This is a genomic window from Amycolatopsis kentuckyensis, assembly GCF_041679295.1.
Lineage (GTDB): Bacteria > Actinomycetota > Actinomycetes > Mycobacteriales > Pseudonocardiaceae > Amycolatopsis > Amycolatopsis kentuckyensis_A.
In genome coordinates, this window is record NZ_JBGDMD010000005.1 from 759,758 (window position 1) to 783,880 (window position 24,123).

Below are 24,123 nucleotides of genomic sequence, written 5' to 3' on the forward strand. Positions count from 1 at the left end.
GTCATCCGTCGACGGGACCATATATGGTTTCCTACATGATCAGCGCGTCCTCGGGAAGACCGGTCACGAAGTCCCAGCTGGCCTACGAGACGATCAAGGCCAGGATCCTGGACGGTCGCTATGGGCCCGGCTACCGGCTGGTGCTCGACCAGATCGGCCGCGAGCTCGCGGTCAGCGCGGTGCCGGTCCGCGAGGCTCTGCGCCGGCTGGAGGCCGAGGAGCTGATCGAGTTCGAGCGGAACGTCGGGGCCCGGGTGGTGGCCATCGACCCCACGGAGTACCGGCACGCGATGCAGACCGTGGCGATCGTCGAGGGCGCGGCGACCGGCCTGGCCGCACCGCTGCTCACGCCGGCGGACCTGGCGCGCGCCCGGGCGCTGAACGAGCGGATGCGCCGGAGCCTGGCCGAGTTCGACCCGCTGGCGTTCACCGCGCTGAACGCGGAGTTCCACGAGGTGCTGTTCAGCGCTTGCCCGAACCCGAACCTGGTGGAACTGGTGCAGCGGTGCTGGACGCGGCTCGCGGCGGTGCGGGACAGCACGTTCGCGTCGGTCCCGGGGCGGGCACCGGCGTCCGTGGAGGAGCACGAGCGGCTGCTGGCGCTGATCGAGGGTGGCGGTGGGCCTGCCGAGGTCGAGCAGTGCGCGCGGGAGCACCGGCTGGCGACCTTGGAGGCGTACCTAGCGCGGGAGCGGTGACGGCGGCCGCGCGAGGGAATGGCACGGGCTTGAGCGGGCCGGGCTCGTGCGGGTTGCGTCGCGTTCGTGAGGGTTGCTTGAGCCGCCTTCGGAGTGTCAGGGTCGGGGATGCCGATCTTCTCCGCGCCGGACGGGACCGCGCTCTCCTTCCGTCTTCTCGGTTCCGGTGGTGCGCCCGTGGTTTGCCTCCCTGGTGGACCGATGCGCGCCGGGGCGTATCTCGCGGACCTCGGCGGGCTCGAGCGCTTGGCCGTTCTCGACCTGCGGGGGACCGGGGATTCGGACGTACCCGCCGATCCCGGTACCTACCGGTGCGATCGGCAGGTCGAGGACGTCGAGGCACTGCGCAAGCACCTCGGCCTCGACCGGCTCGACCTGCTCGGGCATTCGGCCGGGGCCAGCCTCGCCGTCCTCTACGCCGCCCGGTACCCCGGCCGGCTGCGGCGGCTGGTGCTCGCCGCACCGAGCCCGCGGGCCGTCGGGTTGCAGCTGTCCGTCGACGACCGGCGGCGGATCATGGCCCGGCGGGCCGGTGCGCCCTGGTTCGACGCCGCCGCCGCGGCCTACGACGCGATCGCCGCGCGGACGGCGACCAGCGCGGACTGGGCCGCCGTCGCGCCGATGTACTACGGCCGCTGGGACGACGCCGCCCGGCGGCACCAGGCCACCGAGGCCGGCCAGCGCAACGGTGCTGCCGCGCGCGTCTACAACTCCGAGGGCGCTTTCGAGCCCGAGGTCACGCGGGCTGCGCTCGGGGCCGTCGAGGCTCCGGTTCTGGTGCTCGCCGGCGAACTGGACTGGATCGCCAGCCCGGCCGTCGCCGGTGAGTTCGCCGGGCTGTTCCCGGACGGCCGGGTCGTCGTCCTGCCCGGCGCCGCGCACTACCCCTGGCTGGACGACGCCGCCGGCTTCGGGTCAGCTGTCTCGGGTTTCCTGGTGTGACACGGGGTTCCGGCGCGGCTTGATGCGGACCGCCGGCAGCTGGGGCGCCGGCAGCCGCTGCGGCGTGCCCGTGTAGCCGGTGACGCTGCCGAACTGGTCGGACTCCGCCTCCCACGCCTCGCGGAAGGCCGCGATCTCCTCGTGGGTCCGGCCGACGAAGTTCCACCACATCAGGATCTCTTCGTCGAACGGGGTGCCGCCGAGCAGCAGGAACCGGGCCGGGGCCGTGCCGCGGTTGCTCAACGTAAGCGAGCGCACGCCGGTGCCGACGTAGCCCAGCTCCGCCGCGCGGACGCGGGTGCCCGCGACGACGACGTCACCCGTGTCGACCAGGACGCCGTGCTCGAAGCGGGGGTCGACGCCGAGGGACATGTGGGCGTCCGGGCCCAGCACGATCTCCGCGCCGAGCAGCGGGGTGTAGGTCGGGATCGGGGAGGTGCGCCCGGCCAGGGACCCGAGGAACACCCGGATTTCCGCGCCCTCGATCCGGTTCACCGAGGGCACGTAGTGGTCGAACGCGCGGGCCGTGTGCCGGTGGCGTTCGGGCAGCGCGACCCAGAGCTGGACGCCGTGCAGCGTCTTCGCCGCCGGGGTCGAGACCTCGGAGTGGCAGATGCCGTGGCCGCCGGTCATCAGGTTGAGCTCGCCGGGGCGGACGAGCTCGTGGGTGCCGAGGCTGTCGCGGTGCTCGATCTCGCCGGCGAACAGCCAGCTCACGGTCTGCAGGCCGGTGTGCGGGTGCGGGGCGACGTCCATCGCGCCGGTGACCTCGGTCGGGCCGTAGTGGTCGGCGAAGCACCAGGCGCCGATCAGCGACCGGGACCGCTGGGGGAGCGTCCGCCGGACCCGCATCGCGCGCGGGCCGCCGAGGGGGACCTCGCGCGGGGTGAGGATTTCGACGGCGGGGTGCTCGGGATCGGCGGTCGTGGGCCGGTCACCACATTCGAGCTCGGCGGGGGCGGCCTCGGTGTTGCTCATGCCCGCCACGGTAGTCGCGTCGCTCGCCGGGGCTCGGGTGCGAGGTGGACGGGGCCGGCGGTGGGCGGGCAGGCGCGGGTTGGGCTCGGTGGGCGCCCCGGCCGGACAGCCGCGGCCGGGGCGGGCCAGGAGGTTGCGGATCGGGATGGCATCGGCCGCACCGGTGCACTCGGGGCGGCCTCCCCGCCCGCCCGGCCCGGCCGGACAGCCGCGGGCCGCGCGGACCCGGTGGCGGACGCCGGTGCTCCGGACGCCCGCCGGGCCGGGAGGTTGCGGGTTGGGGTGGGCGCGGCGGCAGACCGGTGGCGTTCGCATGGCCGTGGTGGGCGGTGTGGGCGGGGCATGGTCGGCCGCGTGGGCCGCCCGTGCCAAGTCGCGGATCGGAGGGGAATCGGCCGCGCCGGTGCATTCGGGGCAGCCGCCCGGCCCGGCCCGGCCCGGCCGGGGCCGGTCAGCGGGAGGCCGGATGGCGCCCACCGGCGCCGCCGACCGCGGCCCGCCGCGGTGGCCGCCTTCGTTTGTGGAGTTGTCAAGCTTCGCGTCGCCCCTTCAGGCGGCGTGGTGCTGCTGGCGGGCCGCCACAATCGCCTGGCCCTCCGCCGTCAAGATCGCCGGGACCAGCTCGCCCGGCGAGCCCGGCCGGGCCGCGCGGACCAGGCCCTGGTGGGCCAGTGCGTGGGCCGCGAACTGGTCGCCGCACGAGAGGCCGTCGATGAACAAGTCCGGCTCGCTGCTGCACGACACCCGGCCTCGGCCGGCTCCGACCGCTCGCAGCATCGCCAGCATGCGGTGGTTCACCAGGGGGCGCACGGCCGGTGTTCCGGTTTGCTCGTTCATCTCGGTCCCTCCCGCTCGTGGTTCGACCTCGTCCTGCCTGTGCGTCGAACCAGCTGCCGGGATTTCGACAGAAGTTTCCAGCCATGGTCACCGCCGGCGGTCGAGCCCGGGTCGGGTCAGAACGGAGGATCCACCCCGGCGGCCACCGGGACCGGCTCCGGCGTCCACGAACTGGTCGCCTCGCCGCTCGCGGCCCGGCTCAGCCTGGTCACCGTCGCCGTTGCGTAGCGCAAGGCCGGGCCGACCTCGTCGACGTCCAGCTCCGTCACCGTGCGCTTCTCGCCCTCCTTCGTGTCGAACGACCGCTGTCTCAGCCGGCCCTGCACGATCACGCGGGCTCCGCGCCGCAGCGACTCCGCGACGTTCTCCGCGGACTGCCGCCACACGTTGCAGCGCAGGAACAGCGCGTCGCCGTCGCGCCAGGCGCCGGATTCGCGGTCGAACGTCCTCGGGGTCGACGCGACCGTGAAGTTCGCGACCGCGGCGCCGGACGGCGTGAACCGCAGCTCGGGGTCGCTCGTCAGGTTGCCGACCACGGTCACCAGCGTTTCGCCTGCCATCGGGCTCCTCCTTCTCCTCCGGGTGCGGGGTGCACCGCTCTTGCCGATGAGGAGAGCACGGGGGTCCGACAGTTCCGGGCCGGGCGACGAGATGCCGGTACCCGTCCGGGCTGGTTTCCTGCCGCCATGCCGACGGCGTTCCAGAAGGAGCTGAGCACGCTCGCCCAGCGGCTCGCGGACCTCTGCGCGCTGGTCGCGATCGCGGTCGGTGAAGCCACGCGGTGCGTCCTGGAAAGTGACCGCACGCTGGGCGGACGGGTGCGGGAAGACGCCGCCGCGATCGCCGCGCTCGGGGTCGCGTGCGAGGACCAGGCGTGTGCGCTGCTGGCCCTGCACACGCCGCGGGAAGAGGGCGTCAAGGCGGTCGTCGCCGCCGTGCACGCCGCCGCGGATCTCACTCGGATGGGTGGTCTTGCGCTGGAGGTCGCGGAGCCGCGGTGGCGGGTGCCGGTGGAGGCTCGGCCCGCGCTCGGGCGGCTCGGCGAGCACGCCGTGGCCGCCGCCCGGGCGCTTCGAGGACAGCTCGCCGGCGAGGACGGCTCCGGGGTGACTGACGCGGTCGCGCTGGCCGGCACCGCGGAGCGGGAACTACGGGAACAGGCGCGCGGGACGGCCGACGTCGTCCTGCTCGCCGCGGCCTACGGGCGCTTCGCCGGGACCGCGGCGTCGATCGCGCGCCGGATGGCGAAGTTCGTCCCGGTCGCCACCTGAATGTCCGAAATGGACGCTCGGGTCACTGTCCCTGCTGGGGGAACTGGCCCGGGTACTGCTGCTGCGACGGGTGCTGCGGCTGCGGGAACCCCTGCGGCTGCGAAGGGTGCGGCTGCTGCAAGCCCTGTTGCGGGAACCCGCCCGACGGCGGCTGCTGCGGGTAGCCCGCCTGGGCGCCCTGCTGCTGACCCTGTTCCTCCTGCGCCTGCAGGCGGACGGCGTCCTCCTTCGGGATCCGGTTCTCGATCCCGCAGAACGTGCACTGCGCCGAGTACTTCACGCTGATCGGGAAGAGCGGGATGAAGAACAGGGTGAACTTCGTGACCGCCTTCCGCACCGCGTGCGAGGCGGGGTTGCCGCACCGGCCGCACAGGAAGGTCGTCATCGCCAGCACGTAGATCCGCGTCCGCCAGCCCCAGATCAGCATCGGTACTTCTTTCTCCCAAGTCTTCTGTTCGCCGGGCAGCCTCGCACACCGGCACGCCGCCGCGTGGCGGTTTCGCCGAACTCGGGGTCTAGATTGTGATCATGCCGAGCGACTTCGCCCTCAAGACCATGAACGCCGTGCACCGCGGCCTGATCAAGCTCTCCGGCGGGCGGGTGGGCTGGCAAGCCGGCATGCCCGTCCTCGAGCTCACCACGATCGGCCGCAAGAGCGGGCAGCCGCGGACCGTGCTGCTGACCTCCCCGCACCAGGACGGCGAAAAGCTGGTCGTCGTGGCCTCGCGCGGCGGGGACGACACGCACCCCGCGTGGTTCCTCAACCTGCGCGACAACCCGGACGTCGAGGTGTCGCTCAAGGGCGCGCCGAAGCGGCCGATGCGCGCCCGCGTCGCCGACGCCGACGAGCGCGCGAAGCTGTGGCCGAAGATCTCCGGCCAGTTCAAGAACTACGCGCAGTACCAGACCAAGACCGAGCGCGAGATCCCGCTCGTCTTCCTCGAACCGCGCTAGTTCCGCGCGGTCAGGTACGCCGGGTCCGGTCCGGGGATCGGCTGGTCCGGCACGCCCGCCAGCAACTGGCTCATCGCGTGGAAGTACGGCGGCGCGGCAACCGTGCCGCCGAACGCGCCGTGGCCGCAGTTGCCCAGGTGCACCGGGGTGCCCGGGCAGATCTCGCGCGGGCGCGGTCCGTCGGCGAAGACCATGGACGACACCGCGTAGCCGTCGACCCCGCCGACGAACGCGACGGATTCGCTCTGCTGCGTCGTGCCCGTCTTGCCGATGTCGGGCCGGGTCCAGCCGGCCGCGCGCGCCGCTTCGGCCGACGTGCCGCTCGTCGTGTCCTTGCTCAGGCCCGCTTCGAGGGTGTTCGCGACGCCGGTCGGGATGACCTGCTCGCACGCCTGCTGCTGGACCGCGACGGCGTTGCCGTTCCGGTCGGTCACCGAAAGGATCGGGTTCGGCGGGCACCAGACGCCGCCGCTCATCAGCGTCGCCGACACGTTCGCCATCTCCAGCGGGCTCACCGGGCTGTTGCCGAGGGTGAACGAGAGCAGGTTCTGGAAGTACTTCGACTGCGGTTCGCTGTACTGCGGGTTGCTCGAAGCCGGGTTCGGCGCGGCCCCGGCGTCGTTGGTGGCGAGGGTGTTGCGCAGGCCCAGCTTGTACGCCATGTCGAGCACGGCGGGCATCCCGACCTGGCTCTCCAGCCCGACGAACGCGACGTTCGGCGACGTCGCCAGCCCGTCAGCCAGGCTGATCGGATCCGCGTAGTGGCCGTCGTTGTGGACGGTGTAGCACGCCGAATGCGAGTCGGGCACGGGGAAGCACTGGCTGTCCGGGTTGGGCAGCGGCGTCTCCAAGCCCGCTTTGCCGGTGACGAGCGCCGCTGCCGAGGTGAAGATCTTGAACGACGAGCCGGCACCGAACTCGTTGCTCGCGTCCGCGACGATGTCCGTGGACGTCTCGCCCCGCGCGGGATCGGTGCCGTAGTTCCGGTTGGCGACCATGGCGAGCACCTGGTGGCCGGCCGAACCCGGCTGCACGACGGCGAAAGTGTTCGCCACGCCGTCCTGCGTGGTCGGCACGTTCGCGTCGACGGCGTCCTTGGCCACCTGCGAGACGCGCGGGTCGAGCGTCGTCTTGATCGTGTACCCGCCGGTGGCCAGCTGGTCCGCGGTGAACCCGGCGTGCACGAGGTAGCTTTCCGCGTAGGCGCAGAAGAACCCGGCGTCCGGGGCCGCGCCCAGGCAGGTCGAGGACGGCGCGACCGGCCCGTTCGGCAGCACGCCGAGCGGCGCCGCCTTCGCCGTCGGGGCGTAGGACGCGGGCAGCGACCCGTTGGTGACCATGTCGTCGATGACCAGATTGCGGCGCTGGAGCGCTTTGTCCGCGTGCGTGTACGGGTTGTAGACGCTCGGGTTGTTCACCATTCCGGCGAGCAGTGCCGCCTGCGGAACGGTCAGTTTGTCCGCTGTCGTCCCGAAATAGGCTTTCGCGGCCGCGCCGACGCCGTACACCGTGCCGCTGAATTCCACGACGTTCAGGTAATCGGCGAGAATGTCGTCCTTGCTCGTGGTGTCGTTGAGCTGGACGGCCATTTTGGCCTCCCGCAGCTTGCGCGCGACGGAGTCCTCGCGGTCGGCCGCCTGGGCCACCGGGTCGGTGCGGTCGACGACGTTCACGAGGTAGTTCTTGACGTACTGCTGCGTGATCGTCGACGCGCCCTGCAGCGCGCCGCCGGTGCTGTCGTTGACCGCCGCGCGGAGCATCCCCTGCAGGTCGACGCCGCCTTCGGTGTAGAACCGGCGGTCCTCGACCGCGATGATCGCGGCCTTCATCGTCGTCGCGATCCCGGCCGCGGTGACTGGGAGCCGGTACTGCGCGTAGAGCGTCGCGATCGGGGCGCCGGTGCGATCGGTCACCGTCGTGGTCAGCGGCGGGTCCGCCGCGGCGAGCTGCGCGGAAATGGCGTTCACGGAATCGCTCACCTGATTTGACAGCAGGCCGGCGCCGAGCGCGACGGGCGCCATCGTGCCCGCCACGAGAATTCCGGCGAGAACGCACAATCCGACCAAAGAGAACACGCCAGGACGACCATTCACGGAACCGAGATTAGCCATCGGGGAATGAAGCTTCCGTTCGGTGAGACATGTGCCTCAACGGGCCAACCTGCCCAGCAGTGCGGAAGCGACGGCGATCGCGGCGACGGTCGCGACGGCCAGCACGCCGAAGTCGAGCCCGAGGTGGGCGGGCGTGCCGATCAGCAGTCCGCGCAGCGCGTCGACCTGGTAGCTCAGCGGGTTGACGTGGCTGAGCACCTTCAGCCACGACGGCATCAGGTCCACCGGGTACAGCGCGTTGGAGCCGAAGAACAGCGGCATCGTGATCGCCTGGCCGATGCCCATCAGCCGTTCGCGGGACAGCACGATCCCGGCGATCACGATGGACAGGCAGCAGAAGAACGCCGACCCGAGCACGAGCACGACCGCCATGGCCAGCAGCTTCAGCGGGTTCACGGTCAGCCCGACGCCGAGGATCGCGGCCAGGATCAGCACCATCAGCGCTTGGACGAGCGCGCGCACCCCGGCGGCGAACGCCTTCCCGGCGACGAGCGCGGCCCGCGGCGTCGGCGTCACCAGCAGCTTGGCGAGCACGCCCGCGTCGCGTTCCCAGATGATCTGGATGCCGTAGAAGATCGAGATGAACAGCGCGGACTGCGCGAGGATGCCGGGCGCGAGGTAGTCGAGGTAGGGGGTCGAGCCGGTCGGGATCGCCTTCAGCCGGGTGAACGTCTCCCCGAAGATCAGCAGCCACAGCGCGGGCTGGATCGCCCGGGTGAGCAGCTCGGTCTGGTCCCGGCGCAGCTTTTGCAGCTCCACCAGGCACATCGCGCCGACGCGGGCGGCGAGGATGCGCGCCTGGCGCAGCGGGCCGGGGTCAGCCGAGACGGCGGGCGGTGCGGCGAGCGGCACGGACACTGCGGATCCCTCCTTCGTCGGTTTCCAGGCGGTCGCCGGTGACCGCGCGGAACACGTCGTCCAATGTGGACCTCGGACCGAGGTCGGTCTCCAGCTCGGCGGGGGTGCCCAGCGCCCGGATGCGGCCGGTGTGCATGAGCGCGACGCGGTCGCAGTACTGCTCGGCCTCGTCCATGTAGTGCGTGGTGACGAGCACGGTCATGCCGGTGTCGGTGCGGATCTGCGTGATCCGCTCCCACACCGCGGAGCGGGCGACGGGGTCGAGCCCGATCGTCGGCTCGTCGAGGATCAGCAGCCGCGGCGAGCTGACCAGGGCCTGGGCGAGCTCGAGCCGGCGGATCATGCCGCCCGAATAACCCTTCGCGACGCGGTCGGCTTCGTCGGCCAGCCCGACGAGGTCCAGGGCGCGGCGCACTTCGCCGTCGCGCCGCGCCCGGGGGACGTCGAAGAGCCGCGCGAACAACGCGACGTTCTCGCGGCCGGTAAGCGCGCCGTCGGCGGACAGCTGCTGCGGCACGTAGCCGATCAGCCGCCGCACGGCCATCCGGCGGCGCGCGACGTCGACGCCGAAGACGGTGATGTGCTCCGGCGCGGTCGGCAGCAGCGTGGTGATCATCCGGAGCGTCGTGGTCTTGCCGGCGCCGTTCGGGCCGAGCAGGCCGAACACCTCGCCGGGCGCGATCTCCAGGTCGACGCCGTCGACCGCGCGGGTCGTGCCGAACGAGTGGCTGAGCCCGGTGCACCGCACCGCGGGTTCGGTCATGGCTGCTCCTTCAGGATGCCCATGAGTTTTTCGAGCGCCGGCAACGCCTGTTCGATCGCCGCGGTGTCCTCTTCGGACAGTCCGGCGAGCGCGTCGGCGACGAGCCCGGTGCGGGCGCGCCGCCAGGTGGCCATCCGCTCGCGCGCCGCGCCGGTGATCTCCAGCCGGGTGGCGCGCCGGTCGGCCGGGTCGGGCTCGCGGCGCAGCAGACCGGCGTCGACGAGCTGGTTGACCAGCGTGCTGACGGAGTTGGCGGCCAGGTGCAGCTCCCGTGCGGCCGCCGCGACGCCGATGCCCGGCCGGTCGGCGACCACCCGCAGGACCTCGACCTGCGCGCCGGGCAGCGGAGAGCCCGGTACGTCGGCGCGCACCCGGCGGCGCACCACGCGGCGGATCCCCTGGACGGCACCCAGGAGCCGGTCGGCGAGTTCGGTCATGTCGCCAAGGTAGCTCTGACTCAGATCTATTAGCAACGCTAAATGTCTGGTTGGCGCGGAAGATCCCGGATCAGCGGGCGGCTTCGGCGAGAGCGAGGTCGAGCAGGCCGGGGAAGCGGGCGTCGAACTCCTCGCGGCGCAACGCGTTGAGCCGCTGCGTGCCGCTGTCCCACTGCTTCAGCAGGCCGGCCGCGCGCAGGATCTTGAAGTGCCGGGACGCCGCGGGCTTGCTGACCGGCGGCATGATCGCGCCGCACGACTGCCCGGGTTCGCGGGCGAGGGTGGCGACCATGGCGAGCCGGTGCGGGTCGCGCAGAGCTTCCAGGGCCTCGGCGAACGTGACGTCCTCGAGGGCCGGGTGCTCCAGGGGGGTCGCGGTGCGGCTGGCCATGGTCCGAGTATCCCTCGGTTGCCGGAGCGCGCGCGGCTGTGCCATGGTCGATGTTAGTCATTTGGTTAACATGAGGAGGTCCTGGTGCGCGCTTACCGTCCCGAGTCCGGCCGCCTGGTCGCGCGGGAAGAGCCCGTGCCCGAGCCGCAGCGCGGGGAGGTGCTCGTCCGGGTCCGGGCGACGTCGCTGAACTACCGGGACCTGCTCATCCTCGACGGCGTCCACTTCACCAACGCGTCCAGCGCCCTCGTCCCGCTCTCCGACGCCGCCGGCGAGGTCGCCGCGGTCGGCGAGGGCGTCACCCGCTTCGCGGCCGGCGACCGGGTGCTCAACGCCTTCCACTCGAACTGGATCGCCGGCCGGCTGCCGGACTCGCTGGTCGGCTACGGGAACGGCCAGGACGGCTGGCTCACCGAATACCGCGCCGTCTCCGAGCAAGCGCTCGTCGCGCTGCCGGATTCGCTCACCTACGAGCAAGGCGCGACGCTGCCGTGCGCCGCCGTCACCGCTTGGACGTCGCTCGCCGGGGTACGGCCGGGCGACGTCGTGCTCACCCTCGGCACCGGCGGGGTGTCGCTGTTCGCCCTGCAGCAGGCGAAGGCGCTCGGCGCGCGCGTGGTCGCGACGACGTCCAGCCCGGAGAAGGCGGCGAAGCTGACGGCGCTCGGCGCGGACACGGTCATCGACTACCGGGCGACGCCCGAGTGGGGCAAGGCGGTCCTCGACGCCACCGGCGGCCGGGGCGCGGACCGGATCGTCGAGGTCGGCGGGCCCGGCACGTTCGCGCAGTCGCTCGTCGCGGCCGGGACGCACCACGCCGACATCGCGCTCGTCGGGTTCGTCGGCGCCGACGGCCCGCCGGTGGAGTTCATGGACCTGTTCCGCAGCGGCGCGACCGTGCGGAAGATCTGGGTCGGCAGCCGGGAGGACACCGAGGACCTCGTGCGGCAGCTCGCGGTGCGCCCGATCGAGCCGGTGGTCGACAGCGTGTTCGCGTTCGACGACGCCCCGGCGGCGCTCGAGCGGTTCCGGAGCCGCGAGAACTTCGGCAAGGTCGTGATCACCACCGCGTGAGGCGAGAGGGATACCGCTGATCGGCTGAACCTGACTCGGAGTGACCGTTCGGCGGCGAAGTGCTGCCGTTCGCCGCGTGATCGCGTGGTTCTCCCCGGGAACCGGGGTGCGCAGGCGCATGCTGTCCTTTCCGACCCCGCGTCCCCGCGCCTGACGTCCACTGTGGACATTGCCAGTGCGCCCGGCCCGGCGGTCTTTCTCTACCCGAGATAGGACACAACGCCCGTGACCCTGCTGGACAGCAAGCTCGTCCGGTGCTGGACGTCCCGCCCGCACCTGCAGTCCCTCTACGCCCTCGCCGCGGCCGCCCCGCGGATGCGCGCCGCGCTCGGCCTCGCACCCACCGGCGGCGGCACGGTCGGCTTCAAGGTGGACGGGGATGCACTGGCCCGCACCGAGGCGGAGCTGATCGCCGCGACCTCGGCCCGGCTGCCGGTGCACCCGCTGGTGACGCAGGACCTGCACGGCCGCTCGACGGTCCGGTGCTGGCGCCGCGACCACGACCTGCGCGTGCTGACCGGCGACCTGGTCGACGTCGCCGACCGGCTGGCCCGGGCGGGCTACGGCGGCTGCCTGCGGTCGGCGACGGTCGAGTTCGCCGAGCAGACCGGGCGCCGTGACCGCAAGCTCGCGCTGGTGTACCTGTTCGGCCGCGGCACGTTCCACACCGCGGCGGCGTCCGGGGCCGCGCCGCTCGACCGCGCGCTGGAGCTGCGCGCCCGCGCCGCGCTGCACGGCGCGCTGCCGTTGGAACCGCACGCGCACCGCCGGTTCGTCGTCTGAAATTCTCGCGTTTGTCGAGGTCACGGGCTTCTGCGAGGATGCTGCTCTCGTTCGAGGAGAAGGAGATCGCAGTGGCTTCCGTGCTCAACCCGTATCTGAGCTTCCGCGCCGAGGCGCGGCAAGCCATGGAGTTCTACAAGAGCGTCTTCGGCGGCACCCTGAAGGTGAACACGTTCGGGGAATTCGGGTCACCCGAAGGGGCGGACGCGGACAAGATCATGCACGCCCAGCTGGAGACCGACCAGGGCTACACGCTCATGGCGTCCGACACCCCGGCCGGCATGGAGTACAACCCCGGAACCAACATCACGGTCAGCCTCAGCGGCGACGACGCCGACACGCTGAGCGGCTACTGGGACAAGCTGAGCGAAGGCGGCACCGTGACGGTTCCGTTCGAAAAGCAGATGTGGGGCGACGAATTCGGGGCCTGCGTCGACAAGTTCGGCATCCCGTGGATGGTGAACGTCGTCCACCAGGGGTAACCGGGCGTTGCAGCCCGCGCCCCCGTCGGTGACGATGAGGTGCCGGCGTGCTCCCGCGCCGGGGCGAAGGAGGCCCGATGGCGGGTTCCCCCTGGACGTGCGCGCAGTGCGGCGCGGTCAACGACCCCGCCGCCGGCCGGTGCGGCACCTGTGCGAGCCTGGCACCGGGCCGGGCTCGCGCGCGGGCGCTGTGGGTGCTGCTGACCCTCATGCTCGTCGCCGGCGTCGCGGTGGGCGGAGTCCTGCTGTTCACCGGCCGCTCGAAGCCGTCGCCGGACGCGGCCGGGCCGTTCCCGTCGTACACCACCCCCGCCGTGCCCACCACCAAGACCGTGGTCACGACCGCGAACGCCCTGACCCCACCGCCGTCGACGACGACCTCCGCGGCACCGGACGGGAAGCCGTGCCCGGGCGACGCGGCCCGCTACCTCCCGGGTGGCCAGGGCACCGCGCTGCTGGTCGCGCAGACGGCGAAGTCGCTGATCACGATCTGCCGGGTGCCCGACGGCCGGATCTTCTACGACGGCCAGGCCCGCGGGCAGGCGGCTTCGGACGACACGCACATCATGCTGCCGGCGCAGGCTTCGGGCGACGGTTACGTCGCGAAGAACGGGGACTACACCTACCAGGTCGGCGGCGGCAGGCTGGTCGTCTCGGCCGGGTCCGGCGTGCTCTCGGACGAGGAGCTGACGACGATCGGCTGAGCGCTCGCTCAGGATGTGGGAGCACTGCCGGACGGTCGGTCGTTTTCAGCATCCTGGACGCATGGCTTCTCCGCTGGACAACCCGACGTGGACGTCGCTGAACGGCCCGCACGCCCGCTTCGCCGAACGGCGTGGGCGCGTGCTGCGCTACCCCGAGGATGTCGCACCCTTCCTCGGCCTGCCCGACGACCCGGGCGAGCAGGACTGGCGGGACGTCGCCGCGCTCGGCGGGCCGGGCGCGGTCGTCGTGCTCGCCGCCACCGCCGCTCGGCCGCCGGAAGGCTGGGAGGTGCTCGACGCGCTCCCCGGGGTCCAGCTGGTCGACGAGGGCGTCGCCGCGGCACCGGAGCCGGAGGCCGTGCGGCTGGGGCTCTCGGACGTGCCCGAGATGCTCGACCTCGTCGAGCGGACGAAGCCCGGGCCGTTCCGCAAGCGGACCGTCGAACTCGGCACGTACCTGGGGATCCGGCGCGAGGGCGCGCTGGTCGCGATGGCGGGGGAGCGGCTGCACCCGCCCGGCTACACCGAGATCAGCGCGGTCTGCACCGACCCGGCCTATCGCGGCCAGGGCCTCGCGACGCGGCTCGTGCTCGCCGTGGCGGCGGGCATCCGCGAGCGCGGTGAGACGCCGATGATGCACGCCGCCGCGAGCAACACCTCGGCGATCCGGCTCTACCTCTCGCTCGGGTTCGCCCTGCGGCACCGGCCGGACTTCGTCGCGGTGCGCGTCCCGGGCTAGGCGCCGGTCGAGGAGCCGGGCCGCACGATCATCAGCACCGTCACCGCCGCCCACAGCAGGTTGAACACGCCGGTGACCATCGCGAGCCGCCCGAGTTTGTCCGAAGTGGACTCTTCGGCCAGGAACCGCTGCTGCCGCGGCAGCACCAGGAGCGCGAGCACCGCGGCGGCGACGGCGGTCAGCCCGATCGACGTCAGCAGCCACGGGTCGCCCATCACGTGCATCGTGCCGGCGACGCCGAAGCCGAACACGGGCACCGCGATGGCGGCGTAGGCGTACACGCGGCAGATCCGGTGCAGCATCGTCGCGACCTTGACGTCGCCTTTCCGGACGGCGGCGGGGAACATGCTGGCCGCGACGGCGACCGGGCCGACGGCGAGGATCGCCGCCAGGACGTGGACCGAGAGCAGGATTTTCGACACGCGCCGAAACTAGTGGTCCCCGGGTGAGCCGAGGAGTGGCTGGAATGCCACAAACCGCCGGGTTCCGGCCAACTGTGTCCGGATGTCGAATCCGCGTGCCTCCCTTCGACGAACGGGTAGGGAAAGGGGAACGCGATGACCACCACGACTCGCAGCCGGGTCCGCAGCCTGCCGGTCCTGCTCGCCACCGAAGACGACGCCGAGGACATGGGCCTGCTGGCGCCGGACGACCGCCTGACCTGCCACGTGCACGGCCGGTGGATCCACCAGTGCGTTGCCTCGCCCGCGCACGTCAGCCCGGTCACCCGGCACCGCTGGTGCCGCGGCTGCCGCACCGAGCTGTGCGTCGCCGTCGACGAGCTGACGCAGCGGGTCGCGATGACCTGCCCGCGCTGCGGCCACGGCGGCAGCGCCGCCACCACCCGGCTGACCGCGGCCTGCCGGGCGAGCCTGGCCGCCGAGCGCGACGCCCGGCGCGCGGCTTAGGAAGTCACGGTTTCGAGCCCGAGGTCGTCCAGTCCCGCGTAGACGTCCGGACGGCGGTTTCGCAGCCAGGCCGCCAGCGTGAGCCCGCCCGCGACCGCGACGGCCAGCAGCCACGGCAGCAGCGCGATCGCCGGCGCGTCGGACCCGGCGAGGGTGGGGAAGTTGAGGAACGCCAGCGTCGTCACGGCGATCAGGCCGAGCCCGCCGAGGCCGGGGGCGACCACGGTGCGCCAGACCCGGGGGTCGCGGCGCTTGCGGAAGAAGGCGACGACGGCGACCCCGGCCAGCGCCTGCAGGGCGATCACACCGAGCGTGCCGATACCGGTCATGCTGGCCGTGAGGTCGGCGAGCGGGTCCAGCCCGGCCAGCGCGTAGCCCGCCGCGATCAGCGTCGCCACGCCGATCTGGGTCCCGCTGGCGACGTACGGCGCGCCGTTGCCCGCGTTGGTCCGGCCGAGGACCGCGGGCAGCACCCGGGCCCGGCCGAGCGCGAACAGGTAGCGCGTCGCGGAGTTGTGCAGCGCCAGCAAGGCCGCGAAGAGGCTGACGACCAGCAGCAGCATCATCACGTCGGTGAGGAACGAGCCCAGGTAGGTGCGGCTGATCGAGAACACGAGGTCGCCGGTGGCGAGGTGGTCCTGCGCGGTCTTCCCGGCCTCGGCGACGCTCGTCGCGCTGACGATCGCCCACGTCGTGAACGCGGCGAAGACGCCGATGAGGACGATCGCGGTGTAGGTCGCGCGGGAGATCGTCCGGTGCGGGTCCCGGGCCTCCTCGCTGAACAACCCGGTGGCTTCGAAGCCGACGAAAGCGTTGAAGGCGAACAGGAACGCGATCCCGACCGAGCCGGAGAAGACGACGCCGGGCGCGAACGCGTGGACGTCCAGCCCGGTCCGGACGGCGACCGCGACGTCGAGGACGAGCAGGATCGACACCTCGAGGACCAGCGAAACGCCGAGCACCTTCGCGCTGACGTCGACCCCGCGCCGCCCGAGCGCGAACACCGCGGCGGCGGAGGCGAGGCTCCACAGCTGCCAGGGCGTGTGCCAGCCGAAGACCTGCTCGACGACGTTCGCCGTGAAGAACCCGCTCGTCCCGACCGCGCCGGCGACGAAGCAGTTGTAGCCGAGCAGCGCGATCAGCGCGGCGACCAGGCCCATCGGGCGGCCCAGCCCCTTGGTGACGTAGACGTAGAAGCCGCCCGCGCCGGTGACGACCTTGCTCATCTGCGCGTAGCCGACGCCGAAGAGCACCAGGATCACGGCGGCGAGCAGGAACGCGCCGGGCATGCCCCCGCCGTTGCCGAGCGCGATGCCCAGCGCGGCGATGACGACGATGCCGGTCAGGGGCGCGACGGCGGCCAGCACGAGGAAGACGACCCCCGGCGTGCCCAGCGCGTCGCGGCGCAGTGCGTCGGACATGGGATGCTCCTCCCGCGTGGCTTGTCCGGGCATGGTGCGCCGCCGGAGAGGCCGCGGTCTTGGACTCGGGCGCACGGCCGTTGCCTAGCCCGGCACCCACATCGTCACGCGGGTGCCGCGGCCCGGCTGGGAGTCCACCGTGCCGTGCCCGCCGACCTCGGCCAGCCGGGCCACGATCGACTGGGTGATGCCGAAGCCCGGCGGCCGCTCGCGGACGTCGAAACCCTCGCCCTGGTCGCGGGCGACGACCGCGATCCCGCCGTCGCGCTCTTCCACGCGCAGCACGACCTGTTTCGTCCCGGAGTGCTTGACGGTGTTGCGCAACGCTTCCCGCACCGCCTCGCACATCGCGGTGCGGCGGTCCTGGGACAGCTTGTGGTCGTCGGCGAAGTCCGCGGCGACGAGCTGGGTGCGCAGGCCGTCGCGCGCCATTTCGGTCGCGACGTCGGCGAGCTCGACCGCGAGCCCGCGCGTCAGGCCGGTCGGCACCGGCTCGGTGATCCGGCGGCGGATCTCGGCGGCCTCGGCCTTGGCCACCGACCGCACCTCCGACAGCCGGCTGACGGCGTGCGTGTCGTCGCCTGGCGCCGAGATGGCGAGCGCTTCCAGCGTTTGCAGCACGTGGTCGTGCATGAGCCGCCGGGTCCGGCGGCGCTCGGCCTCGCGCCCGCGCCGGATCCCGATGTCGACCGCGAACCGGGTACCGGCGCCGAGCAGGATGAGGATGCCCGCGGCGATGACGATCGCCACCGCCAGCGCGACCATGCAGCCGATCGAGCGGGTCACGGAGAGCTGGTCGGTCAGCGGCAAGCCGCCGGCCAGCGTGAGGAGCGCCCGCAGCGGCGCGGCCGCCACCAGCAGCCACAGCGCCGAGGGCAGCCCGGACGTGCCCGCCCACATGGCCACGGCACCGACCAGCCACGTCCACGACACGTCGACCGCGAACGGCTGCACCGACGCCGGGGCCGTCGCGGCGACGGCGAAGTTGAGCGCCACGCCGACGGCGAGGTCCAGGGCCAGGGCGCGCCCGGTGATGCGGTGCCGCAGGCCGCCCACGCGCAGCACCCAAGCCACCGCGGCGGTGTTGGCCGCGACGGCGAACACGGTGGCGGCCAGCACCGGCCCGAGCCCGAGCTTGCCGTTGGCCGCGGCGAACCCGATGAACACCTTGACGAACGCCGCGATCCGGTAGGTCAGCGGCACGACGACCCAGTAGCGCGCGGCGCGGGCGAGCGTCGCGTCGCCGACGGCGGCGAGGTCGCTGTTCTCGTCCGGGGGCTCCGCGGGTTCCGGGGGTGTGCCGCTGCGCAGCAGCGTGCGAACGAGCGCGCGCGGCGGTGCGGCGGAGCCCGCCTCGGGCATCGGTGGTCCCCATTTCGTCCGGCCGTCCGGGCGGTCTGAGCCTGGCAGCGCGGCGGGGGCGTCGTCAACCGCTTGTGGGGTGGGGTCAGTACGTGTGGAACAGCGTGTCTTCGCCCGTGTACTCCGGCCAGCCGGGCGACCCGGTGGCGGCGAAGCGGTACCACGCGCCGTTGAGGTCGTGGGCCAGTTCCCGGGGCGCGTGCTCGCCGAGCAGGCCCCGCGGTCCGGACAGCGGCCCGAGCGCGTCGAAGACGAAGGGCAGTTCGAGCCCGTGGCACGCGCCCAGCGCGCCCTCGTGCAACGGCGAACCCCACTCGAACTCGTACCGGAAGGTCCGGCCGCCGTGGTTTTCCGCGAGGTCGCGCACGCCGTCGCGGAAGACCAGATCGGTCAGCGCCGCCACGAGGACCTCGCCCGCCGGCCCGTCCGAGCCGAGGCCGTACCGCTCGAGCACGCCGGCCGGGTCGGGGTGCGACACGGCCAGCGACGCCACGGCCTGGTCGTCGGTGACCGCGTCGAGCGCGCCGGTGGGCACCAGGTAGAGCCGCATCTCCTCGCTGCAGCTGCCGACGACCAGGTCGACGTCCCGGCCGGCGCCCGCCTTGATCGCCTTGGCCGGGTGCTGCGGCAGGACGTCGTCGCCGACCACCGGGAGGAACGGGCTGAGCCCGTACCCGCGGTCGTAACCGAGCGCGTCGCGCAGGTCGGGCGCGCCACCCGGGCGCAGGACGGCGTCCTGGGCGTCGAGCAGCTGCTCGGTCGACACCTTCCGGAACGCCTCGGCGGTCGGTTCGACCTTCAGCTCGTCGGCGATCACCCGGGCGAGCCGGCGCGCCTGGACGCCGTCGCGCACCATGTCCGGGTGTCCACTCTGGACGATCGCGCGGTGGAAGAGCCCTTGCGAGAGCGGGGAAGCGAGCAGGCAGGCCACGCTCACCGCGCCCGAAGCGGCGCCGAAGAAGGTGACGTTACCGGGGTCGCCGCCGAAGCCCTCGATGTTCTCCCGGACCCACCGCAGGGCCGCGAGCTGGTCGCGCAGCCCGAGGTTCGTCGTCCCGCCGTCCAGCGGCAGGAAGCCGTCGACGCCGAGCCGGTACTGGACGGTCACGAGCACCGCGCCGGCGTGGTTGAACGACGTGCCGTCGTAGACCGGCGCCGAGCCGGTGCCGCCGAGGAACGCGCCGCCGTGCACGAACACCAGCACGGGCAGGCCGGCCGGGCCGAGCCGCGGCGTCCAGACGTCGACCGTCAGGTATTCGGGGCCCGGCCGCCAGCCGGTGCCGGTGAGGGGCGTCAGGTCGAGGCCGGGGACGTCGTGCCGGCGCTGCGGCGCGGTCGGCCCCGGTCTCAGCGCGTCGCGCACGTCCTCCCACGGCGGGGCCGGGACGGGTTCGGCGAAGCGCAGGTCGCCCTCCGGCGCGGCGGCGTACGGGATGCCGCGGAACAGCGCGAAGCCGGCGGCGGTGACTTGACCGCGGACCGCGCCGGACGTGGTGGGGACGACGGGGTCGGTCATGCCGGGTGGTCCCTTCGGGGAAGATCGGGGAGAGTGCCCGACAGCCTAGGACCGGGGACGGGCCGCCGTCATGGGCGAACCGTCGCGGGAGTTGTCGCGGATGGATAACGGCGCCGGTGCGTTCGGCCACCTGGCCGAACGCACCGGCGCGGCCGGTCAGTCTTCGAGCAGATCTTCGATGGTGATCGGGATGTGCCGGACCCGGATGCCGGTGGCGTTGTACACGGCGTTGGCGACCGCCGCGGCCATGCCGACCGTGCCGATCTCGCCGAGCCCGCGCGCGCCGACCGCGTTGTGCAGCGTGTCCGGGTACTCGACGAACTGGACGTCGACCTCCGGGATGTCGGCGTTGACCGGGAGCAGGTAGCTCGCGAAGTCGCCGTTGGCGAGCCGGCCGTTCGCCTCGATCTCCAGGCCCTCGTGCAGCGCCGCCGAGACACCCCAGATCATGCCGCCCATGATCTGGCTGCGGGCCGCCTTGTCGTTGATGATCCGGCCCGCGTCGAAGACGCCGAGCATCCGCGACACGCGGGCCTCGCGCGTCCACTTGTGCACCCGGACCTCGACGAACTGGGCGCCCCACGAGGCGAAGGAGTGTTTGGTCAGCTCCTCCCCGGGTGCCGACGTGCCGGTCACCTCGAGCGATTCGCGTCCCACGGTCCGCAGCAGCTCGCCGAAGGACATCGACTCGCCGTCGGCGAAGACGCGGCCGTCGGCGTAGGTGACCTCCCGCCCGGCGAACGGCGCGCCGGGGTCGGCGGCGAGCGCGGTCAGTTCGTCGATCGCCTTGGTGGCGGCGAGCATGATCGCCGTGCCGGCGCTCGCCGTCGCCGTCGAGCCGCCGGACATGCCGCCCGGCGGGAGGGCCGAGTCGCCGAGGCGCGGGGTGATCCGGTCCGCCGGGATGTCCAGCGATTCGGCGCCCACCAGGGAGAGCACGGTGAGCAGGCCGGTGCCGGGGTCCGCGCCGCTCGTCGCGACGACGGCGGTGTCGTCCGCCCGCAGCGTGATGCCGACGGTGGCCGGGAACCGCAGGGCGGGGAACACCGCGGTGGCCACGCCCATGCCGACGAGCCAGTCGCCGTCGGTGCGCGAGCCCGCCGGGCGGTGCGCCCAGCCGAAGCGGTCCGCGCCGACGCGGAAGCACTCGTCGAGGTGCTTGCTCGACCACTGCAGGTCGTGGCCGGGCGGGGCGGTCGAGTTGTTGCGGACACGCAGCTCGATCGGGTCCATGCCCAGCTTCACGGCGAGCTCGTCGACCGCGCTCTCCAGCGCGAACGACCCGGGTGCCTCGCCGGGAGCCCGCATGAACGTCGTCGGCGGGACGTTCAGCGGCACGATCTTCTGGGAGATGGACAGGTTCTTCGTGGCGTACCACTCGCGCGAGGTGCCGTGCGACGTCGGTTCGACGAACGACCGGGCGGTGTCGGTGTGGCACCACGAGTCGTGGCGCAGGGCCACCAGGGTGCCGTCCGGCTCGGCGCCGAGCGTGAGCTTCTGCACTGTCGCGGCCCGGCCGGCGGTGGCGGTGAAGACCTGTTCGCGGGTGAGCGCGGCCTTCACCGGCCGGCCGAGGGCGCGGGCCGCCGCCGCGGCCAGGAACGCCGGTGTGGACGTCCGGCCCTTGCCGCCGAACGCGCCGCCGACGAACGGGTTGATCGCGTGGACGGCCTCCGGCGCCAGCTCGAGGGCCATGGAGACTTCCGCCGCCTGCATGTTCGACGCCTGGTTCCCGCTGTAGACGGTCAGTTCGCCGTCGTCCCACACCGCGACCGCGGAGTGCGGCTCCATCGCGGCGTGGTTCTGCGTCGCGGTCGTGTAGGTCGCCTCGACGACCACCGGGCTCGCGGCCAGGGCGGCATCGAAGGATTCGACGCCGTCTTCGAGCACCTCGATCTCCGGCGGTGCGCCGTCCATGGCCGGGGGCGCGGGTTCGGCCGAGTCGAGGTGTTCGGCGAGCGAGGTCCGGGCGGGCCGCTCGCGGTAGGTGACCGCGACGAGGCTCGCGGCGTCCCGGGCCTGCTCGAACGTCTCCGCGACGACGAAGCCGATCGGCTGGCCGTAGTAGGTGACTTCCTTGTTCTGCAGCGGAACCCACGTCTCGCCGAAGGGCGGCATGCTCGGGGTCTGCAGGGTCAGCGGGTCGAACGGCGTGTAGACCTCGAGCACGCCGGGTGCGCTCTTCGCCGCGGTGGCGTCCACGGCCTCGATCTCGCCGTGCGCGATCGTGCTGAGCAGGACGTAGCCGTAGACCATGCCGGAAAAGGCGTGGTCGGCGCCGTACTTGGCCTCGCCGGTGACCTTCAGCGGCGCGTCCAGCCGGGTGATCATCGGGAGCTCCCCTCGGTCAGTTCGAGCAGCGCGCGGACGATGGTCCGCTTGAGCAGCGGCACCTTGAAGGCGTTGTCCCGCAAGGGCCGGGCACCGTCGGCGGCGACGGCCGCGGCGGCTTCGAACGACGCCTGCGTCGCCGGGGCGCCGCGCAGGGCGTCCTCGACGGCGGGCAGGTGCCACGGCACGGTGCCGACGCCGCCGGCCGCGACCCGCGCGTCGGCGATGACGCCGTCGCGGACGTCCAGCGCGACCGCGGCCGAGCACAGCGCGAACTCGTAGGACTGCCGGTCGCGCACCTTGACGTAGGTGGAGTTCGCCGCCCAGTCCAGCCGCGGCACGACCACCTCGGTGATCAGCTCGCCGGGCCGCAGGTCGTTCTCCAGCGCCGGGGTTTCGCCGGGCGTCTGGTAGAAGTCGCGCAGCGCCACTTCGCGGGTGCCTTCGGCGTCGGCCAGCTTCACGCGGGCGTCGAGCGCGACGAGGGCGACGGCGACGTCACTGGCGTGCGTCGCGACGCAGGAGTCGCTGGTGCCGAGGATGGCGTGCATCCGGTTGGCACCCTCGATCGCGGAGCAGCCGCTGCCGGGCTCGCGCTTGTTGCACGGCATCGCGACGTCGCGGAAGTACGAGCAGCGGGTACGCTGCAGCAGGTTCCCGCCGATGCTGGCCATGTTCCGGATCTGCTGCGACGCGCTCAGCAGCAGCGCGCGCGAGATCGCCGGGTACACCTGCGGGTGCGCGGCGATGGCGCTCATCCGCTCCAGCGCGCCGAAGCGCAGGCCGTCGCTCGTGTCGATGCCGCGGAGCGGGACCTGGTTGATGTCCAGGACGTGCTGCGGCGTGAGGACGTCGAGCTTCATGAGGTCGATCAGCGTCGTGCCGCCGGCCAGGAAGGTGCCGGACGTCGCGAGCGCGTCTTCGACGGTGGTGGGGGCGGTCAGCTCAAAGGGACGCATCGGCCCGCCTCGCCTGGTCGACCGCCTTGACGATGTTCGGGTAGGCCGCGCACCGGCAGAGGTTGCCGGACATGAACTCCCGCACGTCTTCGACGTCCTGCTCGACGGCGGCGACCGCCGACATGATCTGCCCGGCGGTGCAGAACCCGCACTGCAGGGCGTCCTGGTCCACGAAGGCCTGCTGCACGGGGTGCAGCTTGTCCTCTGTGGACAGTCCTTCGACGGTGGTCACCGGCTCCCGCACGGTGGCGGCGAGCGTCAGGCACGAGAGCACGGGCCGGCCGCCCACGTGCACGGTGCAGGCACCGCACTGGCCGCGGTCGCAGCCCTTCTTCGGGCCGGTGACGTCCAGGCGTTCGCGCAGTGCGTCGAGGAGTGTGACGCCGGGATCGACGTCCAGGTGTTCGGTACTGCCGTTCACTTCGAGTGAGATGTCCACTGGTCTCTTTCCGCAGCTCGTCCGGATCGGTACCCGACGGTGGTGGTGGCGGCGAACAAGGGGAGCGGATAGTCATCCGCTTCACCCGGTCGCGAGGCTAGCGGATTACAATCCGCTTCGCAACGAAGTGGTCACGCTGGAGTTGCTCCAGGTCTGGGTTAGATTCGGCGGACGGCGCTTCGCACTGGAACGGGACGGGAGGGACGATGACGACGGGATCGGTCAGCCCCCGGCGCGCGGACACCCGGCGCAACCACGAGCGAATCCTCGTCGTGGCCGGGGAGTCGCTGGCCCGGACGGGCGAGGTCTCGTTCAACGCCATCGCGAAGCAGGCCGAGGTCGGCGTCGGCACGGTGTACCGCCACTTCCCGACGCCGGAGTCGCTGATCCTCGCGGTCTACCAGCGCGAGGTGCGGCACATCGTCGACATCGTGCCGGTGCTGCTGGAGAAGCACGGCCCGGCCGAGGCGTTCCGGGTGTGGGTCACCGACCACCTGGCGCACTACATGATGACGAAGAAGGGACTCGCCGATGCGTTGCGCCGCGCGACGGCGTCCCGCGGTGAGCTGCCGGCGAGCGCCTACGAAGCGATGATCGGCGCGATGGCGGAGCTGCTCGAAGCGAACGCGGCGGCCGGCACGGTCCGGCCGGACCTCGAACCGGTCGTGGTGCTGCGCGGCCTGGCGGGCCTGCTGCTGCTCGACCCGGCCGGCGACTGGCGCGGCGAAGCCGCGGGCCTGGCCGACCTGCTCTGGCACGGGATGGCCCGCTAGCCGGCTTGGTCCAGCCGGACGGTCACCGTGACCCGGCCCTTGTCGTCGCGCCGGGCCACGGCGTGGCCGGTGCGCTCGGTGTCGTCGAGCTCGAGGGTCAGCGGACCGCCGTCACCGGTGAAGTTGCGCCACCACGACTTCGCGTCGGGCAGCCGGACGCCGATGGTGACGACCTCGCCCGCCCGCCGGTAGCCGACGGGGGTGCTGAAGGTGCGCCCCGACCGCCGGCCCGTGTAGGTGACCTGGGTGAGGTGCCGCCGGACGAGCCGCCCCCACCGCGGCGACGTCCGGAGCGAGCCGACGCAGTTGTTGACGCGGTCGACGGTGTTCTTCGGAAGGGGACCTCGGTAACCCATGGCGGCCACGATACCAAAAACCGGAGGCAGGTGTTC

At 72.6% G+C, this 24,123-nt stretch carries 28 protein-coding genes; 11 read left to right on the plus strand and 17 right to left on the minus strand.

Features of this window, described 5'->3' with window-relative positions:
• Window positions 1–23: 23 nt before the first annotated feature.
• Window positions 24–698 carry a GntR family transcriptional regulator gene (locus ACERZO_RS24360; RefSeq protein ID WP_372667035.1) on the plus strand — a complete coding sequence of 225 codons (675 nt, stop codon included), beginning with the start codon at window positions 24–26 and terminating at the stop codon, window positions 696–698.
• 201 nt (window positions 699–899) lie between these two features.
• Window positions 900–1,640 (plus strand): alpha/beta fold hydrolase, encoded by a 741-nt coding sequence (locus ACERZO_RS24365; protein ID WP_372667036.1) that lies wholly within the window; start codon window positions 900–902, stop codon window positions 1,638–1,640.
• Here ACERZO_RS24365 and ACERZO_RS24370 read toward each other — a convergent pair.
• The 3 genes from ACERZO_RS24370 to ACERZO_RS24380 all read right to left on the minus strand — a co-directional run bounded on the left by ACERZO_RS24370 (window position 1,614) and on the right by ACERZO_RS24380 (window position 4,015).
• Entirely contained in the window at window positions 1,614–2,618 is a 1,005-nt protein-coding gene (locus ACERZO_RS24370) for a pirin family protein (RefSeq protein WP_372667037.1), read from the minus strand. The two genes, ACERZO_RS24365 and ACERZO_RS24370, sit on opposite strands and share 27 nt — an antisense overlap.
• 549 nt (window positions 2,619–3,167) lie before the next feature.
• Complete coding sequence (locus tag ACERZO_RS24375) at window positions 3,168–3,455, minus strand: hypothetical protein (RefSeq protein WP_372667038.1); 288 nt, start codon at window positions 3,453–3,455, stop codon at window positions 3,168–3,170.
• A gap of 116 nt (window positions 3,456–3,571) precedes the next feature.
• Window positions 3,572–4,015 carry a single-stranded DNA-binding protein gene (locus ACERZO_RS24380; protein WP_372667039.1) on the minus strand — a complete coding sequence of 148 codons (444 nt, stop codon included), beginning with the start codon at window positions 4,013–4,015 and terminating at the stop codon, window positions 3,572–3,574.
• 126 nt (window positions 4,016–4,141) lie between these two features.
• Between ACERZO_RS24380 and ACERZO_RS24385 the strand changes: the two genes are divergently transcribed.
• A complete protein-coding gene (locus ACERZO_RS24385; RefSeq protein ID WP_372667041.1) occupies window positions 4,142–4,726 on the plus strand; it encodes a PhoU domain-containing protein in 585 nt (194 codons plus the stop codon).
• Window positions 4,727–4,748: 22 nt separating this feature from the next.
• On the opposite strand, the gene ACERZO_RS24390 is transcribed toward ACERZO_RS24385, so the two are convergent.
• Window positions 4,749–5,153, minus strand: coding sequence for a zinc-ribbon domain-containing protein (locus ACERZO_RS24390; protein WP_372667042.1), 405 nt, complete (start codon window positions 5,151–5,153; stop codon window positions 4,749–4,751).
• Window positions 5,154–5,254: 101 nt separating this feature from the next.
• Here ACERZO_RS24390 and ACERZO_RS24395 point away from each other — a divergent pair, with 101 nt between their 5' ends.
• Window positions 5,255–5,680: a nitroreductase/quinone reductase family protein gene (locus ACERZO_RS24395; RefSeq protein ID WP_372667043.1), complete on the plus strand. Its 426-nt coding sequence runs from the start codon at window positions 5,255–5,257 to the stop codon at window positions 5,678–5,680.
• On the opposite strand, the gene ACERZO_RS24400 is transcribed toward ACERZO_RS24395, so the two are convergent.
• The 5 genes from ACERZO_RS24400 to ACERZO_RS24420 form a co-directional block, all read right to left on the minus strand.
• On the minus strand, window positions 5,677–7,791 hold the full coding sequence (locus ACERZO_RS24400; protein ID WP_372667044.1) for a transglycosylase domain-containing protein: 2,115 nt from the start codon (window positions 7,789–7,791) through the stop codon (window positions 5,677–5,679). The genes ACERZO_RS24395 and ACERZO_RS24400 overlap by 4 nt on opposite strands.
• Before the next feature lie 36 nt (window positions 7,792–7,827).
• The gene (locus tag ACERZO_RS24405; RefSeq protein ID WP_372667046.1) at window positions 7,828–8,649 is read right to left on the minus strand and encodes an ABC transporter permease; all 822 of its coding nucleotides are present in this window, start codon (window positions 8,647–8,649) and stop codon (window positions 7,828–7,830) included.
• Entirely contained in the window at window positions 8,609–9,412 is an 804-nt protein-coding gene (locus tag ACERZO_RS24410; protein WP_372667048.1) for an ABC transporter ATP-binding protein, read from the minus strand. The genes ACERZO_RS24405 and ACERZO_RS24410 overlap by 41 nt, the downstream gene beginning before the upstream one ends.
• Complete coding sequence (locus tag ACERZO_RS24415; protein ID WP_372667050.1) at window positions 9,409–9,849, minus strand: MarR family winged helix-turn-helix transcriptional regulator; 441 nt, start codon at window positions 9,847–9,849, stop codon at window positions 9,409–9,411. Before ACERZO_RS24415 ends, ACERZO_RS24410 begins: the two co-directional genes overlap by 4 nt.
• 70 nt (window positions 9,850–9,919) lie before the next feature.
• Entirely contained in the window at window positions 9,920–10,240 is a 321-nt protein-coding gene (locus tag ACERZO_RS24420) for an ArsR/SmtB family transcription factor (protein WP_372667051.1), read from the minus strand.
• Between the two features lie 84 nt (window positions 10,241–10,324).
• On the opposite strand from ACERZO_RS24420, the gene ACERZO_RS24425 reads away from it, so the two are divergent.
• The 5 genes from ACERZO_RS24425 (at window position 10,325) to ACERZO_RS24445 (ending at window position 14,022) form a co-directional block, all read left to right on the plus strand.
• A complete protein-coding gene (locus tag ACERZO_RS24425; RefSeq protein WP_372667052.1) occupies window positions 10,325–11,314 on the plus strand; it encodes a zinc-dependent alcohol dehydrogenase family protein in 990 nt (329 codons plus the stop codon).
• Window positions 11,315–11,539: 225 nt separating this feature from the next.
• Window positions 11,540–12,097 (plus strand): PspA-associated protein PspAB, encoded by a 558-nt coding sequence (gene pspAB / locus ACERZO_RS24430; protein ID WP_372667053.1) that lies wholly within the window; start codon window positions 11,540–11,542, stop codon window positions 12,095–12,097.
• A gap of 71 nt (window positions 12,098–12,168) precedes the next feature.
• A complete protein-coding gene (locus tag ACERZO_RS24435; RefSeq protein ID WP_372667054.1) occupies window positions 12,169–12,579 on the plus strand; it encodes a VOC family protein in 411 nt (136 codons plus the stop codon).
• Window positions 12,580–12,656: 77 nt separating this feature from the next.
• Window positions 12,657–13,283, plus strand: a complete 627-nt coding sequence (locus ACERZO_RS24440) for a hypothetical protein (RefSeq protein WP_372667055.1) — start codon at window positions 12,657–12,659, stop codon at window positions 13,281–13,283.
• Between the two features lie 61 nt (window positions 13,284–13,344).
• Window positions 13,345–14,022, plus strand: coding sequence for a GNAT family N-acetyltransferase (locus ACERZO_RS24445; protein ID WP_372667056.1), 678 nt, complete (start codon window positions 13,345–13,347; stop codon window positions 14,020–14,022).
• Here ACERZO_RS24445 and ACERZO_RS24450 read toward each other — a convergent pair.
• Window positions 14,019–14,444 (minus strand): hypothetical protein, encoded by a 426-nt coding sequence (locus ACERZO_RS24450; RefSeq protein ID WP_372667058.1) that lies wholly within the window; start codon window positions 14,442–14,444, stop codon window positions 14,019–14,021. The two genes, ACERZO_RS24445 and ACERZO_RS24450, sit on opposite strands and share 4 nt — an antisense overlap.
• 135 nt (window positions 14,445–14,579) lie before the next feature.
• Between ACERZO_RS24450 and ACERZO_RS24455 the strand changes: the two genes are divergently transcribed.
• On the plus strand, window positions 14,580–14,930 hold the full coding sequence (locus ACERZO_RS24455) for a hypothetical protein (protein ID WP_372667059.1): 351 nt from the start codon (window positions 14,580–14,582) through the stop codon (window positions 14,928–14,930).
• On the opposite strand, the gene ACERZO_RS24460 is transcribed toward ACERZO_RS24455, so the two are convergent.
• From ACERZO_RS24460 to ACERZO_RS24485, 6 genes are all read right to left on the minus strand, one after another.
• The gene (locus ACERZO_RS24460; protein WP_372667060.1) at window positions 14,927–16,351 is read right to left on the minus strand and encodes an APC family permease; all 1,425 of its coding nucleotides are present in this window, start codon (window positions 16,349–16,351) and stop codon (window positions 14,927–14,929) included. The two genes, ACERZO_RS24455 and ACERZO_RS24460, sit on opposite strands and share 4 nt — an antisense overlap.
• An 84-nt stretch (window positions 16,352–16,435) precedes the next feature.
• Window positions 16,436–17,713 carry a sensor histidine kinase gene (locus tag ACERZO_RS24465; RefSeq protein ID WP_372667061.1) on the minus strand — a complete coding sequence of 426 codons (1,278 nt, stop codon included), beginning with the start codon at window positions 17,711–17,713 and terminating at the stop codon, window positions 16,436–16,438.
• Window positions 17,714–17,798: 85 nt separating this feature from the next.
• On the minus strand, window positions 17,799–19,229 hold the full coding sequence (locus ACERZO_RS24470) for a carboxylesterase/lipase family protein (RefSeq protein WP_372667062.1): 1,431 nt from the start codon (window positions 19,227–19,229) through the stop codon (window positions 17,799–17,801).
• A 156-nt stretch (window positions 19,230–19,385) separates the two neighbouring features.
• Window positions 19,386–21,560: a xanthine dehydrogenase family protein molybdopterin-binding subunit gene (locus ACERZO_RS24475; protein WP_372667064.1), complete on the minus strand. Its 2,175-nt coding sequence runs from the start codon at window positions 21,558–21,560 to the stop codon at window positions 19,386–19,388.
• A complete protein-coding gene (locus ACERZO_RS24480; protein WP_372667065.1) occupies window positions 21,557–22,519 on the minus strand; it encodes an FAD binding domain-containing protein in 963 nt (320 codons plus the stop codon). The genes ACERZO_RS24475 and ACERZO_RS24480 overlap by 4 nt, the downstream gene beginning before the upstream one ends.
• Window positions 22,506–22,958 (minus strand): (2Fe-2S)-binding protein, encoded by a 453-nt coding sequence (locus tag ACERZO_RS24485; RefSeq protein ID WP_372667066.1) that lies wholly within the window; start codon window positions 22,956–22,958, stop codon window positions 22,506–22,508. The genes ACERZO_RS24480 and ACERZO_RS24485 overlap by 14 nt, the downstream gene beginning before the upstream one ends.
• A 206-nt stretch (window positions 22,959–23,164) precedes the next feature.
• On the opposite strand from ACERZO_RS24485, the gene ACERZO_RS24490 reads away from it, so the two are divergent.
• On the plus strand, window positions 23,165–23,731 hold the full coding sequence (locus ACERZO_RS24490; protein WP_372667068.1) for a TetR/AcrR family transcriptional regulator: 567 nt from the start codon (window positions 23,165–23,167) through the stop codon (window positions 23,729–23,731).
• On the opposite strand, the gene ACERZO_RS24495 is transcribed toward ACERZO_RS24490, so the two are convergent.
• A complete protein-coding gene (locus ACERZO_RS24495) occupies window positions 23,728–24,087 on the minus strand; it encodes a hypothetical protein (protein WP_372667070.1) in 360 nt (119 codons plus the stop codon). The genes ACERZO_RS24490 and ACERZO_RS24495 overlap by 4 nt on opposite strands.
• Between the last annotated feature and the right edge of the window lie 36 nt (window positions 24,088–24,123).